Raw genomic sequence first — 21,444 nt, 5'->3', positions numbered from 1 at the left:
GATATCGATCGAAGCAGCGGAGACGCCTCTATTCTATCAGAGGAAAGAATATTAAAATAATTTTTTACATTGAACAGAAAAATTGGTTGACATAACTAAAACTTCATCGAAGGCCAGAACGCGGTCAATTTCGGGAGATGACGATGATGAACCCTGCAATGAACATGATGCCGATGATGAACCCCATGATGAGCGGCATGCCGATGATGGGTGGAATGCCCATGATGAACCCGATGATGGGTTCGATGATGGGCGGCATGCCGATGATGAATCCAATGATGATGCCCATGATGCAGATGATGATGGGCAAAATGACCTGCAAGATGACGCCCACGGGCATGGTCTGCGAAACGATGCCGATGGAAGGCATGGACAAGGACATGTTCATGGAGTGCTGCAAGCGCATGATGTCCATGATGTCGTCTGGCATGCCAATGATGATGATGTGCGGCAACATGATGATGTGCTGCATGATGGAAGCTGCCTGACCGACACGATTTCGGCGAGAAAATGATCGACGGGTCGCTCTCTGGGCGGCCCGATTTTGGCTGGAAGCGGATCGCACGTTCAGCCGCTGATTTCCTCGACGTAGGTCGTCACCAAAAAGAGAACCGCTTCACTTCCGGTCATATTGCGATAGCTATGAGCGACATCGGCCTCGAATAGGATCGCATCGCCTTCGCCCAGGATTTGCGGCGCATGACGGCCGGCGACGATCTCGACGGTGCCCCGCGAAACGACCAGATTTTCCACGGTTCCCGGACGATGCGCGTCAGCTTTCTCCGTGTGATGCGCGGCTATTCTCAATTCGTAAAATTCGACTTTCCGTTCGCTCTCGTAGGGGAATAAGGCCCGCGTCTGAAAGCGGCCTTCCGAAGCGGAAAGGACTTTCGCTTTGGCATGGGTGAGAACCCGGAGAGCCGTCTCGTGAGGCTCGGCAATCAGCGAACTGCAAGAGACATCCAGCGCGGCGGCAATTTTCCAGAGAATTGCAATGGTCGGGCTGCTCTTGCCTGTCTCGATCTGCCCAAGCATTGCCCGGCTGACGCCGGAAATCTTCGCCAATCGATCAAGCGAATATCCTCTGCGCGTCCTTAGGCGCCGAAGATTTTGGCCAGTCAAGGCAGATATTTCGTCGATCGACTCCGCTCTTGAGGCCACAACGAGCGTTCCGCTCGCCTCAGCCACCATAAGTCTGATTGCCGATGGGCATTACAGGAATGAAACCGAGATAGGGAACCCACATGACGAAAGGCTGGGCCGGCCAAGCCGCACGCGCCTGTGATACCGCAAGGGACGATTTTTCCCGCGCATCACGATAGGCCTGGAAATCGATGACATTAGCAGCCTGGGACATCCGAACTCCTCGAACTCAACATCATGAATCTACTTTTAGAGCCGGCCGTTGTGGAGAGAGACCCATCCAATCTGGAAAAGAGCGGCGAAATGTTTTTCGCCGGACAAGCGTTTAGGACGAAAGGCTTGCCCAAGAACCAGCTCATTGCAGGGCGTCTGGCGGCGCGACTATCCCTAGCCATCGCTAAATCTCGGCACGGATGCGATGAGTTCGCGCGTATAGGCATGCTGGGGGCGCTCGAATACGTCTTCGACCGATCCCGCCTCGACGACAGCCCCTTGTTTCATGACGATGATCCGATGGCTGATATGCTGGATCACTCCCAAATCATGCGAAATGAAGATCATCGACAAACCGAGTCTTGCCTGCAAATCGACCAGCAGATCGAGAACTTGCGCCTGTGTCGTGACGTCGAGCGCCGAAACGGGCTCATCGCAAATCAGAAGCTTCGGCGTCGCAGCCAGAGCCTGCGCGATCGAGACGCGCTGGCGCTGGCCGCCGGAAAGTGCTGTTGGCCTGCGGGCAAGGAGATCGGGTGGCAGTCCGACAAGCTCCAACAACCTGACGATCTCTTCGCGGCGCGCCGATCTGTTCAGCTTGCCGTGAAGCAGCAAGGGTTGCCCGATGATGCGCTCGACCGTGAAGCGCGGATTGAAGGAACTGAGTGGATCCTGGCTGATGATCTGCATTCCGGCTCGCAAAGGACGGCGTGCGCGCTCGGAAAGCGTGCTCCACGGCCGCCCTTCAAACAACACCTCCCCCATATCCGGATGCTGAAGTGCCAGCGCGATCTTGCCAAGCGTCGTCTTGCCGGAGCCGGATTCGCCGACCACACCCAATGTTTCTCCACCGTCGACATGAAGCGATACATCGCTGACAGCGTGCAGAAGACTGCCGTCCGTGTGCCTGAAGCTCATCGACACATTGCGAATGTCGATGAGCCGCTCACCCGAACGAATGGCCTCCCTATGCGGCAAGGGCTTATCCGGGGCGCTGAGACGACGACCGCGATTGGCAGCCGTCGGTACGGCAGCCAGGAGCTGTTGGGTATAGGCATGCTGCGGATCTGACAGAACGCCGCGCGCCGGGCCGGTTTCCACCAATTGCCCCTTCTGCATCACGGCGACCCGGTCCGCGAGCTGGGCGGCAACGGAAAGATCATGCGTGATCAGAAGGATGCCGTGGCCGGCAGCCGTCAGTTCTTTGAAAATAGCGAGCACCCTTTTCTGGACGCTGACATCCAGCGCCGTCGTCGGTTCGTCGGCGACGAGTAGGCGCGGCTGGCCGGCGAGCGCTGAGGCAATCAACGCTCTTTGCCGCAACCCGCCGGACAATTGATGCGCATATTGGCCCATCCGCGATTCCGGCTCGGGGACACCGACGCGTTCCAGCAACTCCACAACGTGCTGCGATACGAGCGAGCGCGGCGCCAAACGATGCGTAAGGATGGGCTCGGCGATTTCGCGACCGACGGTCCTCAAGGGATCAAGCGATACGAGCGCATCCTGGAGAATGAAACCGATTTCGCGACCGCGCACATCGCGCCAGGCTTTTTCCGACAGATCGAGGAGGTTGAGCGGCCGGCCATCATGGGCGGTCAGTTCCATCCCCTCGGCTTTTACCACGGAGCGCGATCCGGCAAGGCCGACAATCGCCCGGGCCGTCACCGATTTTCCGGAACCGGATTCGCCAACCAATGCGAGGATTTCGCCGGGGGCGATTTGCAGCGATAGGTCGCGAACGGCGTCCACGCGGCCCTGCGGGGTCTGAAAGACCACATTCAACCCTTTGACCACAAGCAGCTGGGACGGCTCGGAAGCAGCAGTCCGAAAGTTTTGCAGGCCGGGCTGAATATTCATCGCAGATCCCCCGTCGCGAGAAGGGCTTGCAACCTGCGGCCCAGCAGGGTGATCGAAATGACGGAAAGCGCGACCACCGTCGCAGGCAACAGGCTGGTCCAGGGCGCGATATCAAGGAAATTGCGGCCATTGGCGAGGAGCGCACCCCATTCAGCCGCCGGAGGCACGACGCCTAGGCCAAGAAAGCTCAAGGCCGAGGCGGACAGTACCGAACTCCCCACGCCAACCGTCGCGAGGATGAGGAGCGGCCGGATGGCATTGGGGACGATATGCAGGCTGATGATCGTCCACGGATGCTCGCCAAGTGCCACGGCATGCTCGACATAGCCCGACAGCTTGATGCGAAGCACCTGCGAGCGGATCAATCGCGCATAGCCGGCAATACTGGCAAGCCCGACCGCCAAGAGCGTGTTGGCAGGCCCGCGGCCGAGAACGGCAATCACCAGCAGCGCAAGCAGCATTTCCGGAAAGGCAAGCAGGATATCGATGATGCGCAAGAGAAGCCGGCCGATCGGCCTCGGAGCCAGCGCAGCCGTCGTCCCCAATACGATACCGCCGAGGCTGGCAATCAGGGTCGCGCCGATGCCAATGGTCAGGGATTGCGAGGTTCCGTAAACGACGCGCGAAAACAGATCCCGGCCTAGTTCGTCCGTTCCAAACCAATATTGCCCATCAGGCGGCAACAGGATCGCATTCGGATCGACTGCCTCGGGATCGAGAGCAGAGAGCCATTGTGGCGCCCATACCGCAACACAAAGAACGACCACAAAGGCGAAGGGAACAAGCAGTCCGAAAGACAGCCAGATCGGGCGGCGCCTGATGCGGCGCTGCTGCTCGCGTTCTGCCAGCACGACATCGCTCAAAGGCCTGTCCTCCTTAAACGTGGATCGATCAAAAGGTAGAGCGCATCGACCAGCAGGTTGACGACAACGAAGACAAGGGCAGACAGCATCACCAGACCGAGGATCAACGGCATGTCGCGGGTCTTGATCGCCTGAAGCGTGATCTGCCCAATGCCCGAACGGCCGAATACTGACTCGGTCAGGATCGAGCCCCCGAGGGTACTGGCGAGCAATGTGCCGGTAAGGGTCGAGGCCGCCAGCGCGGCGTGCCGCAAACCATGCCTGACACGCAAGACCGTCTCGCCGACGCCGCGTGTCCGGACCGTCAGAGAGAACGGCTGGGAGAGTGCCTCCTCCAAGCCATCGCGCAATACCTGGCTCAACAGCGCGGCCAAAGGCATGCTCAAGGCAATGGCGGGCAGCACAAGCGCCGATGGTCCGTCATTGCCGGTGACCGGAAACCATTCGAGGTTGAAGCTGAAGACCGTCAGCAGGACGATGCCGATCCAATAGACGGGTGTACTTAGAAGGATCAATTCTATTCCCGAGGACAACAGCGTCAGGCTTCTACGACGACCGGCTGTCGCGAGAGCCACGCTAATCGCCAGAAGAAGAGCAAGCACGATCGCGCTCCCGGCGAGCTGCAATGTCGGCCGCGCCGCTTCATAGATCACCTCGGAAACAGGCTGCCTGTACTGGTAGCTTTGTCCGAAATCGCCGCTCAGAGCCTTGCCGATATAATGCGCGTATTGCAGCGCAAGCGGCTGGTCGAGGCCGTATTGATGCACCAATGCGGCCCGTTCCGCCTCATCGACGACGTTCTCCCCGCCAGCCAATATCGCGACGGGATCGCCGGGAATGAGCTTCACGGCGATGAAAGCGATCGTTGCCGCGCCCCAAAGCACGGCAACGACCACCCCGATCCGCCGAACAGCGGTTTGGAAGAGCTTAGCGATCCAACCAGGCATCGTAGAAATTCGGTTTTGCGTTGGTGGCCCAAGAAATGCCATTCAGGCCCTTCGAGGCTCCGAGCTGATAAGCGGCCACGAAAAGGGGGACGGCATAGGCCTGCTCGATCACTTCCTTCTGCACCTCCGCATAGAGCTTCTTACGCTCGGCATCGGAAGCCCCGACCGCTTTCGTCAGCTTTTCGTCGAGGCTTTTGACGCGAGACGCATTCTGACCGGCTGGCGGAATATAGGCGGAATGGAATACCGTGCGCAGGATATCGGGCTCCGCACGCACATAGAAGAACGAGACCAGATCGTAATCATTGGCATTGGTTCGGGCGGTCCAGCCGCCGGAATCGACCGGATCGAGCTGCAGATCGAAGCCCGCCTGCCGCACCTGATATTGAACGGCCTGCGCCAGGATCACTTCCGTCGCGGCAAGTGAGGTACTGTCGTAGACATAATGCAGCGTCAGGCGGCCGCCGTCCTTCTTGCGGACACCATCAGCATCCTTCTGCGACCAGCCCGCCTCATCAAGCAGCCGGTTGGCCTTTGCCAGATCGAAGCCCCATGAACGGGAGATGTCGTGGTCGTAATAGAGGGTCGAGGGACCGAGGATATTGTCGGCCGCCTTCAGGGTTCCGAAGAAGGCAGCCTTGACCGCTGCAGGCCCATTGACCGCGCTCTGGAAAGCCTGCCGCACCTTCAAGTCCTGAAACGGGCCTTTCGAAGTGTTCAGGAAATAGGCGCTGTTGACGCCTGGATTTTCTCGCGTCACCACCTGCAGCTTGCCGTTACCCTGAACGGAGCGATAATTTGCCGGCGGTACCGCGTCGATCGCCTGCAACTGACCGCTTGCCAGCGCACCGAGGCGCACGGAAGCCTCCGGCAGATATTTGAAGACGATCTGATCGAAATGAGCCGGCCCTTTATGCGCGGCGTAACCAGGACCCCAATTATAATCCGCGCGACGGCTGAGCTTGCTGCCACTGCCTTTGGTAAAATTGTCGAGCACGTAGGGACCCGATCCGATGACGGTATTCGTCGTGCTCTGAGCCTTCTGAAGATAGGTCGGAGACTGGATACCGAGATAGGGAAGGCTCAATCCCTGCAGCAAGGGAGCAAAGGATTGGCGATAATGGATCACCACCGTACGGCTATCCGGCGCCTCGATCTTGTCGATCGGTCCGAGCAGCGACTTGGCGTAGCTCGATGTCGTCTTCGGATCGAGAATGCGATCGAAATTGTATTTGACCGCGGCTGCGTCGAGCGGAGTGCCGTCGCTGAACGTCACGCCCTGACGCAGATGGAAGGTATAGACAGTATTATCACCGCTGATGTCCCAGCTTTCTGCAAGCCATGGCGTGAATTTATTATCTTCAGCCTGCCCGACGAGTGAGTCGACGATATTGCGGGTGATCAATGCCGTGACGGAATTGCCCGTGATCGACGGGTCGATGATAGAGGCATCCGTTGCCAGCCCGACGTTGAGAACACCACCATCGATCGGCTTTGTCGTTTCGGATGCGGCATTCGCTGCGGTCCCGATCATCGCCAAAAGAGAAAATGCAAGGGCGATGCCGCTTTTGCCTCGCTTCGCACCATTCACGCTGAAATATCTCTCGCTCATATCCCGTCCTTAATATTGGTCGCTGCCGCTCCGATCATCCGCTTCTGGAGGAGAATGGGGGTCGCGCGGTCTGAACGGGATCATAATTGTCTATAAAAATGATAGACTAAAGGTATCGTGGTGCGTTTATGAACAAGGAGGCAGAAATCCGTTTCATGGATGCAGCCTTGCTGCTGCGGCGCGATGCGGTCGGCTGACACAGTAACAACTGCCTGCCCATAACTATCGACAGCGCGACCTACGTGATCTGCTTGGGTCGCCAGCGCAGCAGATAAGCCTCCAGCCCATAGGCAAGGCGATTGAGGATGAAACCGACCAGGCCCAATATCAGGACGCCGACCATGACCATGGCCATGTCGAACCGTTCACGGCCGGCAATCACCAGACCGCCGATCCCCGGGCCGACGGCCAGGAAATACTCCGCGCCCACGGTCGCGAGCCAGGCATAAATCAAGCCCAGGTGGACCCCGGTCGCGATAGAGGGCATTGCCGAGGGAATATAGATCCGCAATGCTTTCTGGCGCGCATTGAACTTCAACGCGCGCCCGACCTCAAGCAGTTCGGCCGGTGCCTCGCGCATGCCGTCATAGGTGTTGAGAACGATGGGAATGAAAGCGGCAAGCGCGACGAAGACGATCTTCGCTTGCTCGCCGAAGCCAAACCAGACCGAGATCAGCGGTATCCACGCCAACAGCGAGATCTGCTTCAGGCCGTTGAAAGTCGGCATGATCAGCCGATCGGCAATACGCGAGAGCGCCAGCAGGCTGGCGAAGCCGACGCCCAGCACACATCCGATAAGAAAGCCGGCAATGTTGCGCATGAGGCTAAAGCCGAGCTCGCCGATAAGATCATTGTCGATCAGCTCGCGCTTGGCTGTGGCAACTACGTCCTCCAATGGCGGCAGAAAGCGCGCATCCACCAAACCGGCCCGGCTTGAGACCTCCCAGGCGACAAGGAGAAGGATCGGCAGCGTGATGCCACGCCGGAAACGTACGAAACGGCTTGCTCTTGCCATCGTCAAAGCTCCTGCCGCTTCCAGCGCTGAACCAGCAGTTCGGTTCGGTCCAGCCCCTTGTCCATGACAAAGCCGACCAGGCCGATGACGATCATTGTCACGATGACGGTATCGAGCCAGAACATCTGCCGCCCCCAGACCAGCAGAAAGCCAAGCCCTTCGGAAGAGGCCAGCAGTTCCACGCCGACAAGCGATGTCCAGGAATGGGTGAGTCCATAACGGATGCCGGTGAATATGGAGGGAACGGCTGCCGGCAGCACGATCAGACGCAGGGTTTGCCAGCGGCTGAAGCGCAGCGCTCTGCCGACCTCGAGATATTTCGGCGAGACGCCGCGGATTCCGGCGAGCGTGTTCATCGTCATCGGCACGATGGCGCCCTTGGCGATGATGATGATCTTCAAGGTCTCCTCGATGCCGACGAGCAGCATCAAGAGCGGAATCCATCCGAGCGTCGGAATTTGCGCAAAGGCGAGGAAGAGCGGCTTTACATAGTCCTCGACCGTTTCGGAAAGCCCCATGGCGATGCCGAGCAACAGGCCAAGCCCGGCGCCTATGGCAAAGCCGATGACGACGCGTCCGAGACTGACCCCGGTGTGATAGAGAAGCTCGCCGCTCAGGATCATGTCCCGGCCGGTCTGGTAGACATAGGCTGGCGGCGGCAGGATCTGCTCCGGTAGCCAGCCTCTGGCGGAGGCTACCCACCAGAGACCAAACAGGCCAAGCGGAAAGATCAAGCCGGTCAAGAGAACGGCAAGACGCTGGAACCTTGCCGGCGATATGGACAAGCCGGTCCGACCGGTAGTCTCGACAACAGCGCTCACGCCAGCCTCCTAGTCTTAATCGCGCCTCCGATCAGGAAGCGACCGGCTTTCCGTCGGCTCCGTAGGGCTGCCAGAACTTCGTCAGGCCGAGCCGTTGCAGTGCATTGTTGAGATATTTCGGCTCAAACCAGCCATTGAGATCGACGTCGCGGCGGATCAGGCCGTATTCCTTGCTCTTGACCGCCTGCTCCTTGTACTGGGACGTGAGCAGGTCATCGATCAGCGGTGAGTTGCGATAGGCCAGCGTATCGTTGCGAAAAAACTCCTCAAGGATCGGAACGGGCGTGCCGGACTTGTGCCAGAGTTCGAAGAGTGCTGCTCGATTCTGTTCCTCCGACGACCATTGCGCCGCCTTGACGAAGGCATCGACGACACGCTGCGTGATCTCCGGATGAGCCTCGATGAAAGCTTCGCGGCCGATGATGCCCGCATTGCGGCCGAAGCGTGGATCGTCGCCCTTGGTCGTGTAGATGACATCGGCACTGTCTTTGGCTGCCAGATTGATGAGCTGGGTGTCGCCGAAGGCTGCGTCGATATCCTTGCTGGTCAGGGCTGCGACAGTGCCGGCCGTATCCAGATTGACGACCTGGATGTCCCGTTCCGTAAGCCCGTGCGCCTGCAGCACCTTGATGGCCGCAAGATGCCCGTTGGTTCCGCGCTGCAACGCGATCTTGCGTCCCTTCAGATCCTCGATCGTCTTGATGCCGGAGCCCTTGGCCGCGGCGAGATAGAGCGGCTTGCGGGCGCCGCTCGCCAGCAGAAACTTCGTCTTCAGGCCGGTTGCCCGGCCGATCAGCGCGGGAAGATCCCCCTGATAGGCAAAGTCGAGCTGGTCGTTGGCAAAGCCTTCATTGACCGCCGGGCCAGCGCCCTTGAAGAAGGTCCATTCGATCTTGACGTTCGGATCGTTGGCGAATTCCTTTTCCAGAAATTCGCCGGCGCGCGCCGTCGCAGCCGACGTTCCCTCGGCATAGGGTTTATTGTCGACGCCGATCGCGGCATAGCCGACGTGAATGACGAGGGGATCCTGCGCCCAGGCCGAGGCGGATAACAAGGTCAGGGCGACCGCCGCACCGGCGGCCAAGCGGGAAATAATGGACAGTTTCATCTGTTGCTCCGTGATTATTCTGCGGCGACGACGGCGGGCCGGGTTTCAACCGCCGGACTTGTGATGCTCGATGGCGGGCGAGGCGTTGACGTCGTAGCGTTGAGGTTCTCAAGAACCCGATTGCGGATTTCGACCAGCCGGGGAGACGTGCGATCGCGAGGACGCGGCAAATCCACCGGGACGACGTCTCGGATGCGGCCTGGCCGAGGCGACATAACGACAACGCGGTCACCGAGATAAACGGCTTCCTCGACATCATGCGTCACCAGAACCATGGTGATGCGTTCCTTGGCCCAGATCGTCTGTAGCTCGTCCTGCAATCTTGCCTTGGTGATGGCATCGAGTGCACCGAAGGGCTCATCGAGAAACAGGACATTCGGACAATTGACCAGACCGCGAGCGATACCGGCGCGCTGTGCCATCCCGCCGGAAAGCTGGTGCGGATAGGCTTTGGCGAAGCCGGAAAGCCCGACAAGTTCGAGGTGGGATTCGACGAGTTTCTTTTTTTCCGCCTTCGGCAGCTCAGAATTCTCCAGCCCGAGCGCAATATTGCGGGCGACCGTCAGCCAGGGGAAAAGCCGCGGCTCCTGGAAAACGATGCCGCGCTCGAGGCTCGGCTCCTTGACCGGCCGTCCGGCATGGCCGACAAAACCGGCCGTCGGGAGATCAAGGCCGGCTCCCAAACGCAGCAAAGTCGACTTCCCGCAACCGCTCGCCCCAACGATGGTGACGAACTCGCCCTCGGCAATATCGAGGCTGACATCGTCGAGAGCGGTCAATATCTCGCCATTCACCTTGAACTGGCGGGTGACATGACTGATCTGAACATGCAGGGAATTGCCCATGGCTTTGCTACTCCGCAGCAACCGCGTGCCGCGCCGGATGCAGGGGCACTTTCAATCCGAGATTTTCCCGCAGCGTCGCGCCTTCGTAATCGCTGCGGAAAAGACCGCGGCGGCGCAGTTCCGGCAACACGTGCTCGACGAAATCATAAAAACCGGTCGGCAGTTGCGGCGGCATGACGTTGAAGCCGTCGGCGGCTCCCGTCTTGAACCATTCCTCCATCTGATCGGCGATCTCAGTCGGCGTTCCGACGATCTGCCAATGCCCGCGCGCACCAGCGACACGGAGATAGAGCTGACGAATGGTCAGCTTTTCGCGCCTTGCAAGATCGAGCAGCAATTTCTGGCGGCTCTTGCTGCCATTGGTTTCCGGTAGATCCGGAATGGGACCGTCGAGCGGATATTGCGACAGGTCGACACCGCCGGACATGCCATTCAGCAGGGAAAGGCCGACCACCGGATGGACGAGATCCTGGAGTTCGGCAAATTTCCGCTGCGCTTCCTCGCGCGTCCGGCCCACGACCGGGAAGATCCCAGGCATGATCTTGAGGTCATCATGATCCCGCCCGTATTTGGCAAGACGGCCTTTGAGATCGGCATAGAAGGCCCGCGCGTCCCCGATCGTCTGATGCGCGGTGAAAACGACCTCAGCCGTTCGGGCGGCGAGCTCCCTGCCCGGCTCGGACGAACCCGCCTGGACCAGAACGGGGTGGCCCTGCGGAGCGCGCTCCACGTTCAGCGGACCACGAACCTTGAAGTATTTTCCCTTGTGATTGAGGATGTGCTGCTTTTGCGGATCATAATAGATGCCGCTTTGCTTATTGCGAGGAAAAGCGTCCTCCTCCCAGGTGTCCCAAAGGCCAAGAACGACATTCGCGAATTCTTCGGCCCGTTCGTAGCGCTCGGCATGCGCATAATGTTCGTCCCTGCCGAAATTATGCGCTTCATGATCGGTGGAGGAGGTCACGAGGTTCCAACCGGCGCGGCCGCCGCTGATATGGTCGAGCGAGGCGAATTTGCGGGCGATGTGATAGGGCTCGTTGAAAGAGGTCGAGGCGGTCGCGACAAAGCCGATATTCTTCGTCACCGCCGCCAACGCAGAGAGCAATGTGATCGGCTCGAATTGCGCGACATAGCGCTGTGCCGTACGCTGCAACGCCTCGGTATCGTCTCCACGGGTGCCGACACCATCGGCCAGGAAGATCAGATCGAATTTGGCCGCCTCGGCGATTTGTGCAAGCCCGACATAATGCGCAAAATTGGAGCCGGCGTCCGCCTGCGTCAGAGGATGTCGCCAAGCGGCAATGTGATGGCCGGTCGGGTAGAGAAAAGCCCCGAGCTTCAATTGCCGTTGTTTACTCGCCATCGTCTTCTCCGTCATCGCAGCCGAACGAAGGCTAATCGCTAAAGATAATAATCTATAGAAATTATATTCTATTTACCGCGGCCTGTTCGGATTTGTTCGTCGCGCAGCATGCCGAACCGGCCAAGATCGTTTCGCAGCTGCCGTCGTGCCGGCTGGAAATTGCGGGCACAGGCACCCGCCCGCCTTGCCAGGAAAAGAATTTCTTCCCGAGGAGCCAAATAGATATTGCTGGACTTGGAGCGGCAGTCGCCGAACCCTCCGTGCCTGAGAGCGGCGATCACCGCTTAGATCCATAGGCGTGGAGCAGACATGTCTTTCCCATCAGACACATCCGATCCTTTGGTCGCCAAGGCCATCGAACTCAGGCAGGCGTTCCACCGGGATGCAGTGGCGCGCGACAAGGCGGGCGGACGGCCTATCGAACAGATCCGCCTGCTGAAGGAAAGCGGCTTGCCTTCCGCCCAGATCCCCACGCGCTATGGCGGTCGAGGCGCGTCATGGCTCTCCATCCTGCGTGTCGTGCGGGAATTTGCCCGCACCGACGGGTCGCTTGCCCACCTCTTCGGCTACCATCACCTGCCCTTGAACCTCGTTCTTTTCCGCGGCTCGGACGTGCAGCGAGAACGCCTGCTCAGGGCCTCCGCTGCCGGCAATTTCCTTTGGGGCAATTCCGGCAATGCCATGTCGAAAACCTCATCGGGCAGGCGGATCGACCATGGCTGGCTGGTCAATGGTAAGCGCCCCTTCTCCTCAGGCTCGCACATATCAGACTACATTCAGATCTCCTTCGAAAATGCCGAGGGCGAGCGCCTGACGGCGGCCGTGCCAGCCAACCGCCAGGGTATCGTCATCGAGGATGACTGGGACGGCATCGGCCAGCGCCAGACCGGTAGCGGCACGGTCAGCTTTCATGACCTCGAGATAGCAGATGACGAACTCATCAGTTCCCCAGCGGTCCCGCTGACCCCCTATACGTCGATGATCTCACTACTACAGCAAAGTGTGCTGCTCAACGTCTTCGTCGGCAGCGCACAGGGAGCGCTGGAGGAAGGCCGGGCCTACACGACGACATCGTCGCGGCCCTGGATCTATTCCGGCGTCGACAAGCACACCGACGATCCTTGGATCAAGCGGCAATATGGTGATCTCTATATCCGCACGCTCGCAGCCACCGAGCTCGCGGACAAGGCAGCACGCAGCCTTGACGGCGCCTTCAACCAGGGGCCTGGCCTGACGCATGAAGATCGCGGGATCGCCGCCATCGATATCGCCACGGCCAACCTCTATGCCGGTGAGGTCGGGCTTTCCGTCTCCAGCGAGATCTTCGAGGTCATGGGCGCACGCTCGGCAACGACGGCCAACGGTTTCGACCGCTTCTGGCGCAACGTACGCACCCACACGCTGCACAATCCTGCCGAATACAAGAAACGGACGCTCGGCACATGGCTGCTCACAGGTGAATTCCCCATTCCGGCAATGTACCGCTGAAAGAACATTCCATGGCCAGACGCAAGGATCAGATCAAGCTCGGTGCCTTTCTGCTTTTCACCGGTCATCACGTAGCCGCCTGGCGGCATCCCGAGGCGTCCGTGGGGACTGAGTTCGAGAACTATCTGGAGCTCGCCAAACTCGCCGAAGCCGCCAAGTTCGACACCATCTTCTTTGCCGACGGCGTTGCGGCGCGGCTGAAGGATTTGAATGCGGCAAGCCGGAAGGCGCATAGCGGCATCTATCCGTTCGAACCGATCACGCTCTTGTCGGCGCTTGCCAGCGTCACCCGCAATATCGGCCTGATCGCCACCGCCTCGACGAGCTTTTCCGATCCCTTCAATCTTGCGCGCCAGTTCGGTTCGCTCGACCGCTTAAGCGGCGGCCGCGCCGGCTGGAATCTGGTGACCTCTTCCGATCCGGATGCCGCCTTCAACTTCGGCCATGATGCGCAGGTCCTGCATGCCGACCGCTACGACCGAGCTGAGGAATTCGCCGATGTCGTGCTCGGTCTCTGGGACAGCTGGGAGGACGATGCCTTCATCCGCGATCGCGAGAGCGGCCGCTATTTCGATCCCGAAAAACTGCATCGGCTCGCCCACAAAGGGCGCCACTTCAAGGTGCGCGGGCCGCTGAACATTCCGCGCTCGCCGCAGGGGCGCCCGGTCGTGGTCCAGGCCGGGGCCTCCGAGCCCGGTAAGGAACTGGCCGCGCGCACCGCCGAAGCGATCTTTGCCGCGCAGATCACGCTTGACGAAGCCAAGGCGTTCTATGCCGACGTCAAGGGCCGGCTCGGCAAATATGGCCGTTCGCCCGACGACTTGAAGATTCTGCCGGGAATCTTTCCTGTCGTCGGGCGAAGCGAGGCGGAAGCTGAAGACAAATTCCAAGCCCTGCAGGAGCTCATCCAGCCGGAAGTGGGTCTTAACCTCCTCTCGCAATTGACCGGCGTCGATTTGAGTTCCTATCCGCTTGACGGTCCCGTGCCGCCGGAGCCACCGGTCACCAATGCCGGCAAGAGCCGCCAGGAACTGGTGCTCGATCTCGCCCGCCGCGAAAACCTGACCATCCGACAGCTCTATCTGCGCATTGCCGGTGCCCGTGGTCATTGGCAGGTGGTGGGCACGCCGACGCAGATCGCCGACGTGATGGAAGAACGCTTCGAAAATTACGGCGCCGACGGCTTCAACATCATGGCGCCAATCATGCCCGGAGGCCTTGCCGATTTCATCACGCTTGTCGTGCCGGAGCTGCGCCGCCGCGGCCTGTTCCGCACCGAATATGAAGGCACGACGCTGCGCGAAAATCTCGGGCTCAAGCGTCCGGCCAATCGTTTTTCCGCAGGCAATGCGGTCGCAGCAGAATAGGAGAAGACCAAATGGCGCGTGACAAACTGTTCCTCATTTCACCCGGCTTTGCCGATCCGAAACATCCAGGCGTCAGCTTCGTCTGCCCCTATTGCAACGCCGTTGAGGGACTACTCGCCTCATTCCCGGATCTTGCCGCGGCGATCGATGTCGAAAGGGTTGCCTTCCTGCGACCACGACACAAGGTGATCGAGGTTGCCGGCGAGGAAAACCAGTCGCTGCCGCTTCTCATTTTCGCGGAAAACCCGCCTGACGATGCCGGTGGCTGGAACGGCACGCGCTTCGTCAATTCGACCGATCGCATTCTCGAGCTGCTTGCCGAACGGCACGGCTTTCCGCGCCTGCATTAGGGATGGTGCCTGCCATGACCATAAAGCCAGATGGCTTCGAGCCGCCCTATCCTCCGCCCTCTCTATTCGAGGCCGACACATCAAACCCCAATCTCGCCAAGGCCGTCGAGCTTCGGGATCTCTTCGCCCTCGATGCCATCGAGAGAGATCAATCCGGCGGCAGACCCGCCGAGCAGATCAGGCTTCTCAAGGAAAGCGGCCTCGTCAATCTGGTGATCCCGAAAGAATTCGGCGGCGCTGGCGAACCTTACTCGACCGCCATGCGGATCGTGCGCGAATTCGCCAAGGTCGACGGCTCGCTTGGCCATCTCTATGGCTATCATTTCAGCCCATTGCAGAATGCCGTCACCACGGCCGAGGACGAACGCTCGCAGGATATCCTGCGCCGCTCGGCCGCCGGACGCTGGTTCTGGGGCAATACGACGAACAGCTTTTCCAAGAGCCTCTTCGGCCGGCAGGACGTCGGGAAGGTCATTCTCAACGGCTTCCGTCCGTTCGCCTCCGGCTCGCATGTCGCCGACTATCTGATGGTGGCCTGGGAAGACGAGGACACCAACAAGCGGAGCTTTGCCTATATACCGGCTGACCGCAAAGGCATCACCATCACCGACGACTGGAACGGGATCGGCCAGCGCCAGACGGGAAGCGGCCGCGTTCTCTACAAGGATGTCGAGATCAGCGACGACGAAATATTGCCGGAGCGCCCCAAGGATCCGATCGCCCTACTGGCACCGTTGCAGCAGCAGAGCGTACTTCTCAACGTCTTCGTCGGCTCCGCACAAGGAGCGTTGGCGGCAGCCCGGGACTATACGGTCACGAAATCGCGCCCGTGGATCTATTCCGGCGTCGAACGGCATGCCGACGATCCGTGGATCAAGAGACAGTATGGCGAGCTATGGATCAAGGTACAGGCGGCAACGGCGCTTGCCGATCGGGCGCTCTCGGCAGTCGATGCCGTCTATGCCAAAGGGCACGATTTGACGGTAGAGGAGCGCGGTGAGGCGGCAATCACGGTCGCCTCCGCCAATGTGCTTGCCGGCCGGGTTGCTCTTGAGGTGACAAGCGAGATCTTCGAAGTCATGGGCGCACGGTCCGCCGTCAGGCCGCTCGGGTTCGACCGCTTCTGGCGCAATGTGCGCATTCACACGCTTCACAATCCCGCCGAATACAAGATCCGCAATGTCGGGACATGGTTCCTGGACGGCGAGTTTCCGGAACCGGGGATATTCCAGTGAGCAGGAAACGCGAACTCCATCTCAACATCAACATCCTGCATTCCGGTTTTTCGCCGGCCGCCTGGCGTATGCAGGGAAGCGACCCGCGCGCATCCTTCGATATCAATCACTATATCAATGTCGCCCGGATCGCCGAGCGCGGCACTTTCGACGCGGTCTTCCTCGCCGATCAAGCGGCTATCTCCGATCGCGTCGATTTCCGGCCACTGACATCTCTCGAGCCGACCATCGTGTTGGCTTCGGTCGCGGCCCATACCGAGCATATCGGCCTGATCGCCACGGCTTCCACCACCTATAACGAGCCCTATAATATCGCCCGTCGCTTCGCGACGCTCGACCATGCGAGCGGCGGCCGGGTCGGCTGGAATGTCGTCACCAGCGCCGATCTCTCGCAGAGCCGGAATTTCGGCCTGGAAAAGCCTGTCGCGCATCAGAGCCGCTATGAGCGCGCGGAGGAATTTACATCCATCGTCAAGGCCCTCTGGGACAGCTGGGAGGAAGATGCCTTCATCGGCGATGTCGAAAGCGGTCGGTTCGTCGACACTACCAAGGTTCATGCGATTGCCCATCGCGGCAAGCATTTTTCCGTTCATGGCCCGCACAACGTCCCGCGTCCGCCGCAGGGGCATCCCGTCATCGTGCAGGCCGGCGGCTCGGATGATGGGCGGGAGCTGGCAGCCCGGCACGCCGAAGCGGTGTTCTCAGCCTCGCAATCCCTTGAGGAGTCGCTCGATTATGCGCACGACCTCCGAGCGAGAGCCGCTCGCTACGGTCGCGCTCCGTCCAGCCTTTTGGTGCTCGCCGGCCTCGCGACGATCATCGGCAGCACCGAGGCAGAAGCCAGGCGGCGGCAAGAGGAACTGCGCGAACTCATTCCGCTCGAATACAGCCTTGCGCGTCTGTCGGGCGTATTGCAGGTCGATCCAGGCAGGCTGAAGCTCGACGAACCCCTGCCGGACGATATTCCCTTGCCGGCCGATGGAGGACATACCTTTTTCCGGGCAACGCTTGCTCTTGCCCAGCGCGAGAAATTGACCGTGCGCGGCCTCATTCGCGCCTTGAACGGCGGGACCGGACACCGCACCATCGTCGGCACACCCGAGGCGGTTGCCGATGATATCGAAACATGGTTCGAGGCAGGCGCCGCCGATGGCTTCAACCTGATGCCGGATGTGCTGCCGCATGGCCTGGAGGTCTTCGTGGACGAGGTAGTGCCCATCCTGCGCGGCCGCGGTCTGTTCCGGAAAGACTATGCGGGCCATACCCTGCGCGATCACCTGGGTCTTTCCCGGCCAGCCAACCCCTATGCCATTGCCGCCGAATGAAGGAGAACAGTATGACATCAGCAACAACGGCGAAACTTCCCGACGATGATCGGCTCGCCGCTCTTGTCGGCGAGCGTTATCGCAATAGCCAGCATATCGGCGCGGACTGGAACGAAACGATCGAGACACTGCTCTCCCATCGCACGGTTCGGGACTATCTGCCGAAAACGGTTCCGGACGATATCCTCCACCTTGCGATCGCAGCGGCGCAATCGGCGCCGAGCTCATCCAATCTGCAGGCCTGGAGCGTCATTGCCGTCAGGGACGAGGCGCGCAGGGCCAAGCTGAACGCCGTTGCCGGAACACAGAGGCAGATCACGCAGGCGCCGCTTTTGCTGATCTGGCTCGCGGACCTTTCCAGGCCGCGCCGCATTGCGGCGGACCAGGGTTCCGCTGCCGACGGGCTGGACTATGTCGAAAGCTTCTTGCTCGGCGTCATCGACGCCGCACTAGCGGCGCAAAATGCCGTCGTGTCCCTGGAATCGCAGGGCCTCGGCACCTGCTATATCGGCGCGATCCGCAACGATCCCGAAACCGTGGCACGCGAACTGGAATTGCCGGAGGGCGTGTTTCCGGTTTTCGGCTTGACGGTCGGCTACCCCGATCCCGCCACATCGGCCGCCGTCAAGCCGCGGCTGCCGCAAACGAGCGTGCTTCATGACGAACGCTATGATCATCGCCGGCGGTCGGAGGACCTGCGGCATTACAATACCGTCCTGCAGGACTTTCAGACCGAACAGCGCATGCCGCGCATTGATTGGACGGTACAGGTGAAAAACAGGATCGGTACCGTCGAAGCCTTGAAGGGGCGACATCTGCTCGGCGTTGCCGCGCGCCGCCTTGGCTTCAGGCTGAAATGAGCGATGTCATTCGGCGGCGGCGACATCGAATTTGCGCAATGAGTTCCGCAACAGAATATCGCCGATCGTCCGTAGCGCCTTGACCTCAGCCTGAAGCCAGTTGCGGAACAGCTCGACACGCATCAGACGCTCCTTGGCGGGCGTCGTCACGAAGAAATAGGAAAAGCTTACCGGCTGCGGGCTGCCAAACGGGCTGACAAGACGTCCCGCCTTCAGCTCGGCTTCCGCCAGACGGACCTTTCCGAGACCAAGCCCCTGCCCCGCCAGCGCAGCATCGATGACGAGGGAAGACTGGCTGAGACGGAAGCCGCCATTCGGCAGACGTAGGACCAGCCCTTCCGCGCGGAGCCAGGCACTCCAGTCGGGGCAGGAATGGTCGTGCTCCGCCCCATCCTCATGTAAGAGCGGCACGCCTTCGATCGCCTGCGGGCCATTCCAGAGCCAATGGCGTTCGGCGAATTCCGGGCTGCAGATGGGCACCACGGCTTCAGAGAACAGGTGCTCGACGACCAGGCCGGGATAGCCGCCGCTCCCATAACGAATGGCACAATCGGTGTCGCCTGCATTCAGATCGGTCAATTGCGTCGAGGCATCGAGGAGGATCTGCAAGCCGGGCGCTGCCTGTCTCAAAGCGTCCAATCTCGGGATTAGCCATTTGCTCGCAAAGGACGGCGCCACGGATACGCGGATCGGAAGATCGTGATCGCTGGCGACGAATTGCGTCATTGTCGCCAGCACCGCGTCGAATGCATTCGTCAGGCCCGGAACGAGCGCGAGACCGGCGGCCGTCAATTGCAGCTGCCCACGAACCCTGTGAAAAAGCGATTGCCCCAGATAATCTTCCAGGAGCCGAATCTGCTGCCCGACCGCGGCCGAGGTCACATGCAATTCCTCCGCAGCGCCAAGAAAGCTTAAATGCCGGGCGGTGGCGACGAAGGCGCGCAGCGATGTCAATGGCGGCAAGCGCGCCAAAGTCGGCTGGATGGCTTTTTTCCGGGCATGCGCAATCGTGTTCATGGCGCGATTGCAGCACAATCCGACTGGCAAAGACGAGAACGCGCTTTGCGTTTACCGGTAAGCGGACGGACATTTTCTTCCATGCCTGGAGGGCATCAGGGAAGCAAAAACTAAAATCGCAAAATAGTCTATATTTTTAATAGACAAATGTCCGCGACGGCTTCCAGCGAAACGGGATTTCGCGAAGCTTTTCTTTCTCAGTGGACGAGAAAAACATTCTTCCGTTTTGCCGGCTCGCGACCCGAAGATGCGCCAGCCGTGGCCGGTCTGCAGCCTCTTGGCAGCCTGATCGCCGCATATCCACACGGGAACCAATCTATTTCAGCCGGCAAGGAAACCGAATGACTATCAATCGCCGCCGTTTCAATCAACTGCTTCTGCTCTCCACTGCCGCGAGGCTCTTGCCGCCCGTAGCCGCCTACGCAACAGGGGTGACGCCGGCTCGCGGCGGCACGCTTAATTTCATCGTCGAACCCGAGCCACCGACGATCCTGGCGCTTGCTCATACGGCCGGCGGAACGCAGAAGATCAGCCCGAAGATCACCGAGGGTCTGTTGACCTACGACTTCGGCCTCACGCCGAAGCCGCAGCTCGCAACCGAATGGTCGATCGCTTCCGATGGCCTGACCTATACCTTCAAGCTCAGACCCAACGTCAAGTGGCATGACGGCAAGCCGTTTACCTCGGCGGACGTGGCCTATTCGATCGAACTTCTGAAGCAGGTTCATCCGCGCGGGCGCGGCTCATTTGCCAACGTCATCGCAGTCGATACGCCTGATCCGCTGACGGCGGTATTCCGCCTCTCCAAGCCGGCACCCTATCTCTTGAAGGCGCTCTATGCGGCCGAGTCTCCGATCGTGCCCAAACATATCTATGAAGGCGTGAAGATCGCCGATGTTCCGACCAATCCCAACGGCAGCGCGCCCATCGGCACAGGCCCCTTCGTCTTCCGGCAATGGGTGCGCGGCTCCCACATCATTCTCGAGCGCAATCCCGATTACTGGGATGCCGGTAAGCCCTATCTCGACCAGATCGTTGTGCGTTTCGTGCCCGATGGTGCTGCCCGCGCGGCCGGCTTCGAAACTGGCGAATTCGATCTTGGCGGCGACAATCCCATTCCGCTCGCCGATCTCGAACGCATCAAGGCACTGCCGAACATCGGCATCGATTCCCGCGGCTATGAGACAAAGGGCGACCAGACGCAGCTCATCCTCAACCTCGACAACGAGTATCTGAAGGACATCCGCGTCCGTCGCGCGATCGCCCATGCGATCGATCTCAACGTCATCCTCAATACGGTCTGGTATGGCTATGGGCACGTCTCGCCGACACCGGTCAGTACGTTCTTGCCGCAATATCGGGACACCACGATCAAGCCCTATGCCTTCGATCTCAAGGCAGCCGAGCAACTGCTGGACGAGGCCGGCTATAAACGGAACGGCAGCGGCAACCGATTTACGCTTCGCCTGACGCACAATTCCTACAATGAAGGCTTCAAGCGCGTCGCCGAATATCTGAAACAGAATCTTGCTCGCATCGGTATCGATGCGAGGATCGATTCCTATGATTTCTCGACTTACATCCAGAAGGTCTATACCGAGCGCGCCTTCGACCTGACGGCGGAATATCTCGGCAATCAGTTCGACCCGACGCTCGGCGTGCAGCGCATCTACTGGTCGAAGAACTTCAAGCTCGGCTTGCCCTTCTCCAACGCCAGCCACTATCAGAATCCGGAGGTCGACCGGCTGCTCGAGACGGCATCGGTCGAAGTCAACGAAGCAAAGCGGAAGCAGGAATTCAACGACTTCCAGAAGATCATCGCCGACGAGCTACCCGTCATCAATCTGATCTCGCTCGAAAACGTCACCGTCTTCAACAAGCGCGTCAGGAACCACACGATCGGCGCCGAAGGCGTGCAGTCGAATTTCGCCGATGTCTATATCAAGGAAAGCGAAGGCTGAAGCGGCAGACGACGTATTCTTCTTGAGGGGGCGATGCGGCGCCCCCTTCTT

Annotated in this window: 20 protein-coding genes; 8 read left to right on the top strand and 12 right to left on the bottom strand. The window is 59.9% G+C overall.

The window, feature by feature from the left end; genetic code table 11:
* Positions 1-137 precede the first annotated feature (137 nt).
* On the top strand, positions 138-488 hold the full coding sequence (locus tag FP026_RS30365; protein ID WP_188112694.1) for a hypothetical protein: 351 nt from the start codon (positions 138-140) through the stop codon (positions 486-488).
* A 79-nt stretch (positions 489-567) separates the two neighbouring features.
* On the opposite strand, the gene FP026_RS26125 is transcribed toward FP026_RS30365, so the two are convergent.
* The 11 genes from FP026_RS26125 to FP026_RS26080 all read right to left on the bottom strand — a co-directional run bounded on the left by FP026_RS26125 (position 568) and on the right by FP026_RS26080 (position 11,790).
* Positions 568-1,191, bottom strand: coding sequence for a helix-turn-helix domain-containing protein (locus FP026_RS26125; RefSeq protein WP_149637493.1), 624 nt, complete (start codon positions 1,189-1,191; stop codon positions 568-570).
* Positions 1,181-1,357: a hypothetical protein gene (locus tag FP026_RS30360; RefSeq protein ID WP_188112693.1), complete on the bottom strand. Its 177-nt coding sequence runs from the start codon at positions 1,355-1,357 to the stop codon at positions 1,181-1,183. The genes FP026_RS26125 and FP026_RS30360 overlap by 11 nt, the downstream gene beginning before the upstream one ends.
* A 173-nt stretch (positions 1,358-1,530) precedes the next feature.
* Entirely contained in the window at positions 1,531-3,216 is a 1,686-nt protein-coding gene (locus FP026_RS26120; RefSeq protein ID WP_149637492.1) for a dipeptide ABC transporter ATP-binding protein, read from the bottom strand.
* Complete coding sequence (locus FP026_RS26115; protein WP_149637491.1) at positions 3,213-4,079, bottom strand: ABC transporter permease; 867 nt, start codon at positions 4,077-4,079, stop codon at positions 3,213-3,215. The genes FP026_RS26120 and FP026_RS26115 overlap by 4 nt, the downstream gene beginning before the upstream one ends.
* On the bottom strand, positions 4,076-5,026 hold the full coding sequence (locus tag FP026_RS26110) for an ABC transporter permease (RefSeq protein WP_149637490.1): 951 nt from the start codon (positions 5,024-5,026) through the stop codon (positions 4,076-4,078). Before FP026_RS26110 ends, FP026_RS26115 begins: the two co-directional genes overlap by 4 nt.
* Positions 5,007-6,638, bottom strand: a complete 1,632-nt coding sequence (locus tag FP026_RS26105; protein WP_188112692.1) for an ABC transporter substrate-binding protein — start codon at positions 6,636-6,638, stop codon at positions 5,007-5,009. Before FP026_RS26105 ends, FP026_RS26110 begins: the two co-directional genes overlap by 20 nt.
* A gap of 238 nt (positions 6,639-6,876) precedes the next feature.
* Complete coding sequence (locus FP026_RS26100) at positions 6,877-7,653, bottom strand: ABC transporter permease (protein WP_149637489.1); 777 nt, start codon at positions 7,651-7,653, stop codon at positions 6,877-6,879.
* Between the two features lie 2 nt (positions 7,654-7,655).
* Positions 7,656-8,369 (bottom strand): ABC transporter permease, encoded by a 714-nt coding sequence (locus FP026_RS26095; protein WP_432444154.1) that lies wholly within the window; start codon positions 8,367-8,369, stop codon positions 7,656-7,658.
* Positions 8,370-8,505: 136 nt separating this feature from the next.
* A complete protein-coding gene (locus FP026_RS26090) occupies positions 8,506-9,582 on the bottom strand; it encodes an ABC transporter substrate-binding protein (protein WP_149637487.1) in 1,077 nt (358 codons plus the stop codon).
* Between the two features lie 14 nt (positions 9,583-9,596).
* A complete protein-coding gene (locus FP026_RS26085; RefSeq protein WP_149637486.1) occupies positions 9,597-10,427 on the bottom strand; it encodes an ABC transporter ATP-binding protein in 831 nt (276 codons plus the stop codon).
* Positions 10,428-10,434: 7 nt separating this feature from the next.
* Positions 10,435-11,790: an LLM class flavin-dependent oxidoreductase gene (locus tag FP026_RS26080; RefSeq protein ID WP_149637485.1), complete on the bottom strand. Its 1,356-nt coding sequence runs from the start codon at positions 11,788-11,790 to the stop codon at positions 10,435-10,437.
* 309 nt (positions 11,791-12,099) lie between these two features.
* Between FP026_RS26080 and FP026_RS26075 the strand changes: the two genes are divergently transcribed.
* From FP026_RS26075 to FP026_RS26050, 6 genes are read left to right on the top strand one after another with little or no spacing between them, the layout of a single operon-like run.
* Complete coding sequence (locus FP026_RS26075) at positions 12,100-13,278, top strand: acyl-CoA dehydrogenase family protein (RefSeq protein ID WP_149637484.1); 1,179 nt, start codon at positions 12,100-12,102, stop codon at positions 13,276-13,278.
* Between the two features lie 11 nt (positions 13,279-13,289).
* Positions 13,290-14,645 (top strand): LLM class flavin-dependent oxidoreductase, encoded by a 1,356-nt coding sequence (locus FP026_RS26070; RefSeq protein WP_149637483.1) that lies wholly within the window; start codon positions 13,290-13,292, stop codon positions 14,643-14,645.
* A gap of 11 nt (positions 14,646-14,656) precedes the next feature.
* Positions 14,657-14,995 (top strand): DUF3088 domain-containing protein, encoded by a 339-nt coding sequence (locus FP026_RS26065; protein ID WP_149637482.1) that lies wholly within the window; start codon positions 14,657-14,659, stop codon positions 14,993-14,995.
* A 14-nt stretch (positions 14,996-15,009) separates the two neighbouring features.
* On the top strand, positions 15,010-16,230 hold the full coding sequence (locus FP026_RS26060) for an acyl-CoA dehydrogenase family protein (protein WP_149637481.1): 1,221 nt from the start codon (positions 15,010-15,012) through the stop codon (positions 16,228-16,230).
* Positions 16,227-17,555, top strand: coding sequence for an LLM class flavin-dependent oxidoreductase (locus FP026_RS26055; RefSeq protein WP_246665457.1), 1,329 nt, complete (start codon positions 16,227-16,229; stop codon positions 17,553-17,555). Before FP026_RS26060 ends, FP026_RS26055 begins: the two co-directional genes overlap by 4 nt.
* Positions 17,556-17,566: 11 nt before the next feature.
* Positions 17,567-18,415 (top strand): NADPH-dependent oxidoreductase, encoded by an 849-nt coding sequence (locus tag FP026_RS26050; protein ID WP_149637479.1) that lies wholly within the window; start codon positions 17,567-17,569, stop codon positions 18,413-18,415.
* A gap of 6 nt (positions 18,416-18,421) precedes the next feature.
* Here the strand turns inward: FP026_RS26050 and FP026_RS26045 are convergent, their stop codons facing one another.
* Positions 18,422-19,432, bottom strand: a complete 1,011-nt coding sequence (locus FP026_RS26045; protein ID WP_149637478.1) for a LysR substrate-binding domain-containing protein — start codon at positions 19,430-19,432, stop codon at positions 18,422-18,424.
* Positions 19,433-19,773: 341 nt separating this feature from the next.
* On the opposite strand from FP026_RS26045, the gene FP026_RS26035 reads away from it, so the two are divergent.
* Positions 19,774-21,393: an ABC transporter substrate-binding protein gene (locus tag FP026_RS26035; protein ID WP_149637476.1), complete on the top strand. Its 1,620-nt coding sequence runs from the start codon at positions 19,774-19,776 to the stop codon at positions 21,391-21,393.
* Positions 21,394-21,444 lie beyond the last annotated feature (51 nt).

The organism is Martinezella tropici (assembly GCF_008370325.1).
Taxonomy (GTDB): Bacteria; Pseudomonadota; Alphaproteobacteria; order Rhizobiales; family Rhizobiaceae; genus Rhizobium; species Rhizobium tropici_B.
The sequence above is the reverse complement of the archived record's forward strand: the minus strand, read 5'-3'. Positions and strand labels throughout refer to the sequence as shown.

Coding starts and splice junctions, on each gene's coding strand:
- FP026_RS30365 (WP_188112694.1), top strand. CDS start 138: ATGACGATGATGAACCCTGCAATGAACATGATGCCGATGATGAACCCC.
- FP026_RS26125 (WP_149637493.1), bottom strand. CDS start 1,191: ATGGTGGCTGAGGCGAGCGGAACGCTCGTTGTGGCCTCAAGAGCGGAG.
- FP026_RS30360 (WP_188112693.1), bottom strand. CDS start 1,357: ATGTCCCAGGCTGCTAATGTCATCGATTTCCAGGCCTATCGTGATGCG.
- FP026_RS26120 (WP_149637492.1), bottom strand. CDS start 3,216: ATGAATATTCAGCCCGGCCTGCAAAACTTTCGGACTGCTGCTTCCGAG.
- FP026_RS26110 (WP_149637490.1), bottom strand. CDS start 5,026: ATGCCTGGTTGGATCGCTAAGCTCTTCCAAACCGCTGTTCGGCGGATC.
- FP026_RS26105 (WP_188112692.1), bottom strand. CDS start 6,638: ATGAGCGAGAGATATTTCAGCGTGAATGGTGCGAAGCGAGGCAAAAGC.
- FP026_RS26100 (WP_149637489.1), bottom strand. CDS start 7,653: ATGGCAAGAGCAAGCCGTTTCGTACGTTTCCGGCGTGGCATCACGCTG.
- FP026_RS26090 (WP_149637487.1), bottom strand. CDS start 9,582: ATGAAACTGTCCATTATTTCCCGCTTGGCCGCCGGTGCGGCGGTCGCC.
- FP026_RS26085 (WP_149637486.1), bottom strand. CDS start 10,427: ATGGGCAATTCCCTGCATGTTCAGATCAGTCATGTCACCCGCCAGTTC.
- FP026_RS26080 (WP_149637485.1), bottom strand. CDS start 11,790: ATGGCGAGTAAACAACGGCAATTGAAGCTCGGGGCTTTTCTCTACCCG.
- FP026_RS26075 (WP_149637484.1), top strand. CDS start 12,100: ATGTCTTTCCCATCAGACACATCCGATCCTTTGGTCGCCAAGGCCATC.
- FP026_RS26070 (WP_149637483.1), top strand. CDS start 13,290: ATGGCCAGACGCAAGGATCAGATCAAGCTCGGTGCCTTTCTGCTTTTC.
- FP026_RS26065 (WP_149637482.1), top strand. CDS start 14,657: ATGGCGCGTGACAAACTGTTCCTCATTTCACCCGGCTTTGCCGATCCG.
- FP026_RS26060 (WP_149637481.1), top strand. CDS start 15,010: ATGACCATAAAGCCAGATGGCTTCGAGCCGCCCTATCCTCCGCCCTCT.
- FP026_RS26050 (WP_149637479.1), top strand. CDS start 17,567: ATGACATCAGCAACAACGGCGAAACTTCCCGACGATGATCGGCTCGCC.
- FP026_RS26045 (WP_149637478.1), bottom strand. CDS start 19,432: ATGAACACGATTGCGCATGCCCGGAAAAAAGCCATCCAGCCGACTTTG.
- FP026_RS26035 (WP_149637476.1), top strand. CDS start 19,774: ATGACTATCAATCGCCGCCGTTTCAATCAACTGCTTCTGCTCTCCACT.